Genomic DNA, 8,142 nt, shown 5'->3' on the forward strand with positions numbered 1-8,142 from the left:
GTGCTCCGCACCGCTAACGCGAACGCTCTCCTGTTGTTCAGACCCAGAGACCATAGAACTCCAAAACTCTGTCCTGCCGGCGCGAACGGCACTGTTAAGTAAACCTTGGAATCACTGTAACTCTCACAGAATACTGTGCTCTGTCGGGAAAAAAGCCCACTCCCTCTACGGCAGCACTCCCGCGACAAAACCGGAAGTCATGAAGAAGACGAAGGGTTATGCAGTCGCTGGCTGACCAGAGTGCGCCCCTCCTGGGTGTAGAGCTGCCAGTAGTTCCAGTAGTTGCCAAACACGGACTTCACATAGCCCCGGGTTTCGGGGAAGGGGATCTGCTCCACAAACACGTCCGGATCCTCGAAGCCAAAGCGGTTCAGCCATCTGGCCACGTTGCCGGGGCCACCATTGTAGCTGGCCAGGGCCAGCAAGGTGTTGTCTTGGTAAGTGCGGTGGGTGTAGTCGAAGTACCAGGATCCCAGGTAGAGATTGTCGGCGGGGTTGGTGAGGCTGTACTGGGCCAGGCCGATCTGCTGGGCAATCCAGCGGCCAGTAGCGGGCATCACCTGCATCAAGCCCAAAGCCCCCGAGGCCGAGACGATCTCTGGCTCAAAGCGGGATTCCTGCCGGATCAAAGCCGCCACCATCAAGGGATTGAGGTTAAATTGCCGTGACCAGTGGGCCAAGCCGGGTTGGGCGTAGGGATCCGCGCTCCAGGAATTGTCTGGGCCGGCATAGTAGTGCAGCGGATAGATGGCCTGCCAGAAATCTTGGCGCTGCCTCAACGTCTCCAGCAAGGGATCCGGCTCTTCGCTGAAGCGCAAAGCAGCCACCTGGTTAATGCCCCGCAGGTGATCTCCGGCGCTGTTGCGCAAAATGCCCGTGACAAAGCGCTCGGCAACGCTCATCTGGCGGGGATCCCGCTGCACGGGAGTTTCGCCCTGCCAGCGTTCCCAGGCCAGTTGGCTGGCTCCCATCAAATGCAGGGTTTGCGTAACTGCAGAGACCCCTGGCAACGGTTGGCGCACCGGCTGAAAATCCACCTCAACCCTTTTGCGCCCGCTGTAGAAATCCCCCACCGGCCAGCCCAGTTGCACTGCCGACCGCCAGCCGTAGTAGGTGTGGGGAAACTGACGCAGTACCTGCCGATAGGTCTGCCGAGCTGCAGCCACATCCCCCTGCTGTTCCCGCCATTTGCCCGCCCAGTAGAGCAGTTGTGCCCCCATTTCTGTATCCCGCTGAGCAGATCCGATCTGTTGGGCCAGGGCGATGGCTTGGCTGAGATTGCCTGCTTGTGCTTGGCTCCAGGCCACTGTCCAGGCGGCATTGGCTGCAGCTTCGCTGGCTGGAAAGCGATCCCAAAGGGCTTGCCGAGTAGCCTGGGCCGATTGGGGGCTGGCGTTGCGATCGTAAAGCTGGCTGAGGCTAAGCAACGCCTCTGGAGCTTCTTTATCTGAGCCGGCTCCCACCTGTCGGAGGAGTTCAATTGCCGTCGGCAGGTCGCTCAGTTCCGCCAAACGGCGACGGGTGAGGGAAGCCTCTGGCCCATCGGGGAACTGTGCCAGCAGCGCTTGGTAAGCCGCTTTGGCCTGGGGAAACTCCCGCGAGATCTGGTGGCTGCGGCCCCAGCGGTAGAGGTTCTGAGAAGTGGCGGGGGCACGCCCATAGGCCCGGGCAGCTTTGCCGTACTCCCGTTGCTCCCAGTAGGCATCGGCGAGGATCTGCCAGTCGGAAGCCGTGAGGGATCCCTCCTGAGCCTGCCGCCAGCGATCCAGCAGCGGCGTTAGCCCAGGGGTTTGCGGGTGATGTTGGGCCAAATCCCGCAGCAGGTCATAGCGGTCGGGATCCAGCTCCAGCAAATGCTTGAGGGCACGTCCGGTCAGCGGATGGGTGGGAAATTGCTGCCGCAGCCGATCCACCTGGCCCATCCCCCAGAGGGCATAGGCAGCGACAGGGCTGTGGGGATATTCCTGCAAAATCTGGGGCCACCAGATCCCTTGGGCTGTTTCCTTATCCTGCAACTGTTCATAGGCTTGGGCCCTGAGCTTCCAAATCTCTTCCCTCAGAACCGGCAGGCTCTCTTCCAGCCCTTGCAAATCCTTCAAGGCAGATTGCGCTTGGCCGGCTTGCAGCGCTGCGTAGGCCCGCAGAAAGGCCGTTGTGGAAGTTTGGGGCAGTTGCGTCGGATCCCTGCCTTCTCGTGCAGAGGCCACTTCTACGGTTTCTGCCCAGGATGAGGTGTAGAAGCCCCAGACAGCTCCACCCAGAGCCGCTCCTGCTGCCAGCACACCGGCAGCCCATCTTGTCCAGCGTCGTTGGCTGCTTGTCAGGATCCCCATGCTTTACCTCCCCACCACCTCTGACCTACGATACTCAACCTGACTGCGTTGAGTCACCAGACAACTCGATACTTGCGAAACGGCTGGAAAGCTCACCTGGCAAGCGGTCACCGAGCATTGGGGCCAGACGATAAGCAGGGAGAGGAGCAGTTCTTTCCTCAAATCTTCAAATTTCAGACAGCAGTGAAACAGCTCATTTCCCCAATTGCGGGATCCCTGTCGGGCTTTCACTGCGGTACACCTTGGCCCCGACACTGCGCAGCTTTTCATCAATGGCTTCGTAGCCCCGGTCGATGTAGTGCAATCCGTGGATCGTGGAGCAGCCTTCAGCCGCCAGACCGGCCAACACCAGGGCCGCACCCGCCCGCAGGTCGGTAGCCACCACCGGAGCGCCGGAAAGGGACGGCACCCCTCGGATCAGGGCCACTCGGTTCTTCAGGCGAATATCGGCTCCCATGCGATTCAGCTCGGGAATGTGGTGCATGCGGTTTTCAAACACCGTCTCCTCAATGGTGCAACTGCCCTCGCTCAAGGCGGCCAAGGCCATGATCGGCGCCTGCACATCGGTGGGGAAACCGGGATAGGGCAGCGTTTGAATATCAGTTGCCTGACAGAGCCAGCCTGAGCTCAGTTGAGCTGGGGCAATGCGCAACCGGTTTGGGCCCTCTTCTTCCACCCGCAGACCCATGGCTTGCAACTTGGCGATCACCGCCCGCAGATGATCGGGAATGACAGGGCCAACCGTGAGGTGAGAGCGGGTAATGGCCCCGGCAATGAGATAGGTGCTGGCCTCGATGCGGTCGGGAATGACCGTGTACTCTGTTCCATGCAAGCGGGGCACCCCTACCACCACAACCGTATTGGTGCCGACACCGCGAATGCGGGCCCCCATGGCTTGACAAAAACGGGCCAGATCCGCCACCTCCGGCTCTTGGGCGGCGTTCTCGATCACCGTTTCTCCATCCGCCAGCGTAGCGGCCATCATCAAGGTCTCGGTGGCACCGACGCTGGGATAGTCCAGGTAAATACGGGTTCCCAACAGTTTACGGGCATAGGCATGAACCACCCCATGCTCGATTTGGACCGTCGCCCCCAAGGCTTGTAGACCCCGCACATGCAGATCCACAGGACGAGACCCGATCGCACAGCCACCGGGCAAGGGAACTCTGGCCACCCCCAGCCGCGCCAACAGAGGCCCTATGATGAAAAAGCTGGCCCGCAACTGGCTGACCAATTCATAAGGGGCTTGAGAGGTTTTGAGGGAGCTGGCATCCAGGTCCAGGGTATTGCCAACATGGGAAACCTTAACTCCCAGCGTGGTCAGGATCTGCCCCATGCGTTCAATGTCCAGCAGACGCGGCACGTTGTGAATTCGACAGGCCTCAGGAGCCAAGATGGCCCCGGCCATCAGCGCCAAGGCAGAGTTTTTTGCCCCGCCAATAGGGATGTGGCCACTCAGGGTCTGCTTGCCAATGATTTTCAGCACTGGCCCCATCATCTCTGGCGCGGTTGCCATGCCGGTCTGGGGCGGCGTCAGGCCAGGCTCTAGGGGATCCGCCCCGCTGACGCGATTGTCAAAACCTTTCAATCTCCCTCCTCACCCACAAAAAATAGGCGAACCCTTCTCAGAGAATACTCTGGGGATCACAGCAGCGGCTAAACTCGCAAGCCAAATTGGGTGTGAGGAAGAAGTTCCCATGGCTGTGCTTCTATCCTGCAGCAGCGGACAGGGGAGCGGCTAGGCCAGTTCACCAGATGCAGGCTCTCAGCGAAGGCAACTGGGGGGCAGCCCAACAGCAGGGGGCGGTATGATGGATGCTCAGGGGAAGTGCTTGCAAGGAAAACAGGAAGGAGACAGCCGATGATCGCCACTCAAGTCTCTGCCCAAGAGTTGTTTCGGGCCGCCTATGAAAACCGCTACACCTGGGATCCCGCTTTCCCAGGCTACAGCGCCGAGGTCACCTATTGGGATGGGGAGCGCACATTCGTTGGGCAGGTGCGAGTGGGAGCAGACCTAAAGGCCACTGTTACCGGCGTAGAAGATGAGGAAGCTCGAAAAGCCATTCACAACCAACTCTGGGAGATTGCCGTTCACCGGGTGCGCCGCAGCTTCGACGAGACCCATGGGAACAACACCTTCCGCTATGGCCAAACCCTGCCCGATGGCACAGTGGAGATCCTGGTGGGGGGCAAAGCCGAAGGGGATCGCTACCACGTGCGCGATAACCAGGTTACCATGGTGCACCGGCATATCCACGGAGTGGTGGTTACCATCCACACCTTCAGCAGCCACGATACCGGCGAAGGCTATCTTTCCCACCGCTACGATTCCGTCTATCACGATCCCCAAACGGGCGAGCAAAAAGGCGGGCGCAGCCAATTCGAGGATCTGTATACAAAAGTGGGCAAGTATTACATCCTCTCGGAGCGGCGTATCCAGACGGAGACGGAAACCGGCCCTGTGGAGAAGCGCTTCACCTTCAGCAACTTGACCTTGCTGGACACTGGGGCGTGAGCGACCCGGCATTGCTCTCTGCGGGGTAGGGGGCCAGCTCTCCCGTTCGTCACTGTTGGGCAGCTACCGGGAGGCTGAGTTCACGCCCTTCTTGGCGGCCAAGCCTTTCTCGATAACGGGAAAGCCGATCTGTAGGCTTTCAAGCTTTGTTGCAGAACGATCCTCCCGGTTAGAAAAAGCAAGAGAGCCTGAGCTATGCTTTGAATATTCTCCCGCCTGCGATTGGCATGGACAACACCACAGCAAGACCCGACCCGGATGCCGAAGCCCCCATTGGTGCCCCTGAACTGATCATTCGCCCCGCCCAACTGGGGGATCTGGAGGCTGTGGAAGAGATTTTGGCGCAAGCCTTTGATGAAGAGTACAGCAGCCGCTCGGTGGATATTCGTCGCCAAGTGCGGCGGTTGCGCCAGTGGTATGGGCCCCTGAAAACCCTGACCCTGTTTCCCAATCGCTTCCAGCACATGTTTACAGTGCATGTGGCGGAGCTGAAGGGCAAGATTCAGGGGGTGATTCAGGTTTCTCCCTTCAACCATTCCCGCAGCACCTGGCGGGTCGATCATATCGCAGTGGCGCCCTCTGCCCAGCGACAGGGGGTGGGATCCCGGCTGCTCAAGCACTGCATGGAGCACTTTCGGGAAGCTCGCACCTGGATCCTGGAGGTGAACATCCACAACAAAGGGGCAATGGCGCTCTACCGGCGCAACGGCTTCCAACCCTTGGCTCAGATCACCTACTGGTCGATTCCAGCCGATATTCTGGCAGCTCTCAGCCAGCACGAGCCCAAATTGCCCAACCTGGTGCCGGTGACCAACCGGGATGCCTATGCCATCTACCAACTGGATACGGGATCCATGCCGGCCACTGTGCGCCAGGTGTACGACCGTGAGGTGAACGATTTTCGCACTAGCCCACTGGATTGGCTTTTGGAGCAGGCCAAATGCGCCATTAGCCAGACGGAGCGGGTGGAAGTGTGTGTTTACGAGCCCGAACGCAAAACCGCCATCGGCTACTTCAACTTGAAGTTGGATCGCACCGGGCAGCAACCTCATGTGGCCAAGCTTACGGTTCACCCTGCCTACACTTGGCTTTACCCCGAACTCATGGCCAAGATGGCCCAGCTTACTCAGGCTCATCCGCCGCAATCTCTGGCCTTGGCCTCCACCGATTACCAGCCGGAACGGGAGGAGTTCTTGCTGAAGCTGGGAGCCCAGGATGTAGAGCGGACGTTGCTGATGTCGCGTTCGGTGTGGCACAAAATCCGCGAAAGCCGCCTCTTTACCTGGGATAGTGCTTATCTCAACGCGATGCTGCGGGGATTACAGGTGAAGCAGCCAGTGCCGGAGCGGTTTGAGGGGCCGCCGGAGGGCTGGGTAGAGCACCACTTTCATCCCATTAGCCCAACCGAGCCAGATCCCAGCTCTGGTCGCGTCAGCGGTGTGGAGTCTTCACCAGGGCTCTCCAGAGACTCCCAATCTGAGGCTTCTCCACCCCCTAGCTAAGGGAGAGAGAGCCCCAATCCTGGCTTGCTTGCACCTTGCGAAAAACGGATGAAAGACCCGAAGGGCAATTCTACTGCGGATCCCTCTTGGCGGGCGCTGATTCAGGCGGCACTGCACCGGAACCGTAGCGATCCCGGTGTGCGGTATTTGCAATTGGCCACGGTGGATCCCCAGGGGCATCCGCGCAACCGCACGGTCGTTTTCCGGGGGTTTTTGGGCGATACCGACCGCATTCAATTGGCGGTGGATAGTCGCAGCGAGAAGATCCGACAAATTGCCCACTGCCCCCAAGCCCAGATCTGCTGGTATTTCTGCAAAACCCGCGAGCAATTCCGCATTGCCGGCACCCTTGAGGCCATCGCCGCCGATCATCCGGATCCCCAAGCTCAGCGCCAGCGGCAGCAGTTGTGGCAACAGATATCGGAAAAAGGACGGCTCCTCTGGTTTTGGCCGGAACCTAAGGGGCTGCTTGCCCCGCCAGAGGCTTTTATTCAAGAGTTGCCGAAAGAGAAAGATCTGCTGCCTCCGCAGACCTTTGTGGCTTTACTGCTGGAGCCAACGGAGGTGGATCACCTACAGCTTAAGGGGGATCAGATCTATCCCCAATTGCGGACAGTGTACGAACGTACCTCCCAAGGGTGGCAGCGTCGGGCCGTGAATCCCTGAAGGCGATCCAAACTGGTTTCAGCCTGGTCTGGAGTGGGGGATCCCTTATTCCTTGTTCCTCCAAAGCACAGGGAATAGAGGAATGGACGTGTTAACGTAGCTGAACGATCGTGTTCTGCACGGTGGGGGCGTTATCCTCTGATGGAACTCTGTACGCGTATGGCTGGTCTATCAGGGGTAGGGCAGCAGTTGATGCCTTTTGTCTAACTCGACACGTATCACTTTGGCTTGCAGTGGTCTCGATGTGCGTCTTGATCTGCTCATTCGCTCAGGCTGTTGCCTCTTTTTTCGCCGGCGGCCCATTGCTGAACAGAGCTTTGAGGGGCAAGGGATCCCTAGTGTTGTCTGCCGCTCTGGTTGGGGTAGGGGTTCTCGTGCAGGGATTGAGAGCACAAACTCTGGAGAAACCGATGCTGGAAGCCTTGGAAGATTCTGTTGAGGGGAATGTTATCCCTGTTCTGCCCTCAGAGCCTGTCTTATCCCCCCAGGCTGCCCCCACCTCCGCCCGCACAGGACCCTTTCGTGTCGGCAATCGCACGCCCCATCCGGTTCGGCTGGTGATCTTGATGCGCAGCGGCGAACGGATGATCAATCCGGAAACGGCCCACTGGGACTTTGCCCCTGGAGAGGGGGGGAGCGAGGGATTGCTGCTGAGCTTGGGAGAGGAACCGCTGCAAATCGGCCCCGGAGACATTGTGGTGGCTTTCGCCCTGGATGGAACCCGCCGCTATTGGGGGCCCAATGTGGTGGGAGAGTCTCTGGCCCCGTTTTGGGATGGGGAGAGCGGCTCCTGGTCGATGATCTTGCAGCCTTAGATGCTTTTGTACTGAATAGAACATCTTGTGGTTTATAACTGGCTGCGAAGTTTGTAGCTTTCTAGGGTGTTGGCCAGCAGCATCGTTACCGTCATCGGCCCTACGCCTCCCGGTACGGGCGTGATGGCAGCGGCCAACTCTTTGACCGCTTCATAGTCCACATCTCCCACCAATTGCTCGGCTCCGGTGGAGGTCTCGATGCGGTTGATGCCAACGTCGATGACCACCGCGCCGGGTTTCACCATGTCTGCCCTCAATAGGCGGGGGCGGCCAACGGCCATCACCACAATGTCGGCGGCGCGGGTCACTTC

At 59.4% G+C, this 8,142-nt stretch carries 6 protein-coding genes and 1 pseudogene; 4 read left to right on the forward strand and 3 right to left on the reverse strand.

Going from position 1 to position 8,142, the window contains the following annotated elements; genetic code table 11:
- Positions 1–197 precede the first annotated feature (197 nt).
- Complete coding sequence (locus NW819_RS03810) at positions 198–2,333, reverse strand: transglycosylase SLT domain-containing protein (RefSeq protein WP_414412938.1); 2,136 nt, start codon at positions 2,331–2,333, stop codon at positions 198–200.
- A 193-nt stretch (positions 2,334–2,526) separates the two neighbouring features.
- Positions 2,527–3,849 (reverse strand): UDP-N-acetylglucosamine 1-carboxyvinyltransferase, encoded by a 1,323-nt coding sequence (gene murA / locus NW819_RS03815; RefSeq protein ID WP_414412941.1) that lies wholly within the window; start codon positions 3,847–3,849, stop codon positions 2,527–2,529.
- A 345-nt stretch (positions 3,850–4,194) separates the two neighbouring features.
- Here murA and NW819_RS03820 point away from each other — a divergent pair, with 345 nt between their 5' ends.
- The 4 genes from NW819_RS03820 to NW819_RS03835 all read left to right on the forward strand — a co-directional run bounded on the left by NW819_RS03820 (position 4,195) and on the right by NW819_RS03835 (position 7,831).
- Entirely contained in the window at positions 4,195–4,848 is a 654-nt protein-coding gene (locus NW819_RS03820) for a DUF3386 domain-containing protein (RefSeq protein WP_414381692.1), read from the forward strand.
- Positions 4,849–5,075: 227 nt separating this feature from the next.
- Positions 5,076–6,350 carry a GNAT family N-acetyltransferase gene (locus tag NW819_RS03825; protein ID WP_414412939.1) on the forward strand — a complete coding sequence of 425 codons (1,275 nt, stop codon included), beginning with the start codon at positions 5,076–5,078 and terminating at the stop codon, positions 6,348–6,350.
- A gap of 48 nt (positions 6,351–6,398) precedes the next feature.
- Entirely contained in the window at positions 6,399–7,016 is a 618-nt protein-coding gene (locus NW819_RS03830) for an Npun_F5749 family FMN-dependent PPOX-type flavoprotein (protein WP_414388683.1), read from the forward strand.
- Between the two features lie 341 nt (positions 7,017–7,357).
- Positions 7,358–7,831, forward strand: a complete 474-nt coding sequence (locus tag NW819_RS03835) for a hypothetical protein (protein ID WP_414412940.1) — start codon at positions 7,358–7,360, stop codon at positions 7,829–7,831.
- Positions 7,832–7,863: 32 nt separating this feature from the next.
- Here NW819_RS03835 and NW819_RS03840 read toward each other — a convergent pair.
- Positions 7,864–8,142, reverse strand: a pseudogene (locus NW819_RS03840) (bifunctional 5,10-methylene-tetrahydrofolate dehydrogenase/5,10-methylene-tetrahydrofolate cyclohydrolase); the annotation flags it as partial.

The sequence above is a fragment of the Synechococcus sp. R8-2 genome, assembly GCF_047461715.1.
Lineage (GTDB): Bacteria > Cyanobacteriota > Cyanobacteriia > Thermostichales > Thermostichaceae > Thermostichus.

Excerpts from the sequence above, each read along its gene's own strand:
- NW819_RS03810 (WP_414412938.1), bottom strand. The coding sequence starts at position 2,333 with ATGGGGATCCTGACAAGCAGCCAACGACGCTGGACAAGATGGGCTGCC.
- murA (WP_414412941.1), bottom strand. The coding sequence starts at position 3,849 with ATGGCAACCGCGCCAGAGATGATGGGGCCAGTGCTGAAAATCATTGGC.
- NW819_RS03820 (WP_414381692.1), top strand. The coding sequence starts at position 4,195 with ATGATCGCCACTCAAGTCTCTGCCCAAGAGTTGTTTCGGGCCGCCTAT.
- NW819_RS03825 (WP_414412939.1), top strand. The coding sequence starts at position 5,076 with ATGGACAACACCACAGCAAGACCCGACCCGGATGCCGAAGCCCCCATT.
- NW819_RS03830 (WP_414388683.1), top strand. The coding sequence starts at position 6,399 with ATGAAAGACCCGAAGGGCAATTCTACTGCGGATCCCTCTTGGCGGGCG.